The following is a 2915-nucleotide window of genomic DNA, read 5'->3' as shown; positions in this document are numbered from 1 at the left end:
GTGGTTTGGGCGCAGCGGGCGCCTTGGCTTGGCTGATCCCGTTGCGCCGATGGGTTTGTCCGCAGTCCCCGGCCGCTGGAATTAAATCAGCTGTTGCGCCAGGTCGCTCAGGTCGGCCGAGTACTCCACCTCGTTGAGCTCCTTGCGCGCCACGCCGCTGCGGAAGGCCGCCGTGGCGATCTTCGGCGTGACGCCGCTCAGCAGACGCGGGTCGAGCAGTCCCGGCACCACGTAGTCCTTGCCGAAGCGCGCATCGCTGCGCGCCATGCCGGCCAGTGCCACCACGCAGGCGCGCTTCATCTCCTGGTTGATGGTGCTGGCGCCGCAGTCCAGCGCGGCGCGGAACAGGTAGGGGAAGCACAGCGCGTTGTTGATCTGGTTCGGGTAGTCGGAACGGCCGGTGGCGATGATGGCGTCCGGCGCCACTTCACGCACCAGTTCCGGCCGCAGCTCCGGCTCGGGATTGGCCAGCGTGAAGACGATCGGCGTCTTGGCCATCTTCTGCACGTCCATCTGTGACAGCACGCCCGGACCGGACACGCCGAGGAACACGTCGGCGCCTTCGATCACTTGCGACAGCTTGGTGGCGCTGGTGTCGCGCGCCCAGTCCAGCTTTTCGCCGGACAGGCCGCGCGCGGTGCTCAGCACGCCCTGGCTGTCGCAGACGAAGATGTTCTCGCGCTGGGCGCCCAGGTCGACCAGCAGTTCCAAACAGGCGATGGCGGCGGCGCCGGCGCCCGAGCAAACGATCTTGACGGTGGCGATGTCGCGGCCGCTCATCTCGATGGCGTTCAGCATGCCGGCGCCGACCACGATGGCGGTGCCGTGCTGGTCGTCATGGAACACCGGGATCGACAGGCGTTCGCGCAGCTTGCGCTCGATGTAGAAGCACTCCGGCGCCTTGATGTCTTCCAGGTTGATGCCGCCGAAGGTCGGATGCAGGGCGGCGATGATGTCGACCAGCTTGTCCGGGTCGGTCTCGTCGATCTCGATGTCGAAGGAGTCGATGCCGGCGAATTTTTTGAACAGGACGACCTTGCCCTCCATGACCGGCTTGCCGGCCAGCGCGCCGATATTGCCCAGGCCGAGGACGGCGGTGCCGTTGGTGATGACGCCGACCAGGTTGCCCTTGGCGGTGTATTCATAGGCCTTGGCCGGATCGCGCTGGATCTCCACGCAGGGCGCGGCCACGCCGGGCGAGTAGGCCAGCGCCAGGTCTTCCTGGGTGCTGACGCTCTTGGTCACTTCGATGGCGATTTTGCCGGCGCTGCCGGCGCGATGATAGGCCAATGCCTTCTGTTCGATGGTGCTCATTGCTTCTCCTAGCTTGTTCTTGTCGTTAAATGCGAAAAACGCCTGCACAGGCAAAAGCCGGTGCAGGCGCGAATGTGCTGATGTCAGCGTCGGATCATGGATACAGGCCGCGTACTTCGCGCGCTTGCAGCACGCGGGTGCAAGCCAGGATGAAGGTTGCGGTACGCAGCGTCACCTTCTTATCCTGCGACACGCTCCACACCGCGTTGAAGGCATCCTGCATGATGCGGGTCAGACGGGCGTTGATCTCGTCCTCGCTCCAGAAGAAGCTGGAGAAATCCTGCACCCATTCGAAGTAGCTGACGGTCACGCCACCGGCGTTGGCCAGCACGTCCGGCACGATCAGCACGTCCTTGTCGGTCAGGATGTCGTCCGCTTCCGGCGTGGTCGGGCCGTTGGCGCCTTCCAGGATGATCTTGGTGCGGATGGTGTTCGCGTTGGCGGCGGTGATCTGCTGTTCCAGCGCGGCCGGGATCAGGATGTCCGACTCGATGCCCCAGAAGGCGTCGCGGTCGAGGAAGGCTTCGGCGCCGGGGAAGCCGCTGACGCTGCCGCATTCGGCGACGTGCAGGTGCAGACGGGCCACGTCCAAACCACCCTGGTTGACCACGGTGCCGGTGTGATCCTGTACCGCGATCACTTTCGAGCCGGCTTCGGCGAACATGGTCGCCGCCACGCCGCCGACGTTGCCGAAGCCCTGGATGCAGACACGGGCGCCGGGGATGCTGACGCCACGCTTGGCGGCGGCTTCGCGGCCCACCACGAACACGCCACGGCCGGTCGCTTCGCGGCGGCCCAGCGAGCCACCCAGCGAGATTGGTTTGCCGGTCACGACGCCGGTCGACAGGTTACCTTCGATCATGGCGTAGGAGTCCATCATCCAAGCCATCACCTGTTCGTTGGTGTTGACGTCGGGTGCGGGGATGTCCTTGTTCGGGCCGATAATCAGGCTGATTTCGCTGGTGTAGCGACGGGTCAGGCGCTGCAGTTCGTTGCGCGACAGGGTCTTTGGATCGACACGGATACCGCCTTTGGCGCCGCCGTATGGCACGTTGACCGCCGCGTTCTTGACCGTCATCCAGGCCGACAGGGCCATCACTTCGGACAGGGTCACGTCCTGGTGGAAGCGCACGCCGCCTTTGCCCGGGCCGCGCGACATATTGTGCTGCACGCGGTAGCCTTCGTAGTGGGCGATCGAGCCGTCGTCGCGCTCGATGGGCACGTCAACGGTCAGGATGCGCTTTGGACGCTTGAGGGTTTCGACCCAACGCGACAGGCTGCCCAGGTGGGGCGTGACGCGCTCGATCTGTTCGAGGTAAACGCCCCAAGGGCCGAGATCATCGGGATTGAGGTAGGAAGGCAGTGCGTGTTGGGTGGTCATGCTGAAAGCTCCTATGAATTCGTGATTGTCGCCACTGGTAAAAGGCGTTCAAGTGGCACGAATCATAGGATGAGGCGGGCTGGGCAGGCCAATGCTATATGCGCATTTGGCTATGCATTTTTTGCATAGTTTAAAAAGTGGCTTGACATATGCAAGGCCGCCCCAAGGCGCGCGCGGGATGGCGGGGCGGATATTGGTGTCGTGAAGTTTTGGGGCTGGC

The 2915-nt window shown here is 64.1% G+C and carries 2 protein-coding genes; both read right to left on the bottom strand.

Features of this window, described 5'->3' with window-relative positions; all coding sequences use genetic code 11:
- Positions 1-81: 81 nt before the first annotated feature.
- Positions 82-1314: a malic enzyme-like NAD(P)-binding protein gene (locus H7U20_RS23040; RefSeq protein ID WP_199761466.1), complete on the bottom strand. Its 1233-nt coding sequence runs from the start codon at positions 1312-1314 to the stop codon at positions 82-84.
- A 94-nt stretch (positions 1315-1408) separates the two neighbouring features.
- Entirely contained in the window at positions 1409-2695 is a 1287-nt protein-coding gene (locus tag H7U20_RS23035) for a Glu/Leu/Phe/Val family dehydrogenase (protein WP_199761465.1), read from the bottom strand.
- Between the last annotated feature and the right edge of the window lie 220 nt (positions 2696-2915).

Source organism: Rugamonas violacea, assembly GCF_016461825.1.
Classification (GTDB): Bacteria; Pseudomonadota; Gammaproteobacteria; order Burkholderiales; family Burkholderiaceae_D; genus Rugamonas.
This window is presented reverse-complemented; position numbering and strand designations above follow the sequence as displayed.

Coding starts and splice junctions, on each gene's coding strand:
- H7U20_RS23035 (WP_199761465.1), bottom strand. CDS start 2,695: ATGACCACCCAACACGCACTGCCTTCCTACCTCAATCCCGATGATCTC.
- H7U20_RS23040 (WP_199761466.1), bottom strand. CDS start 1,314: ATGAGCACCATCGAACAGAAGGCATTGGCCTATCATCGCGCCGGCAGC.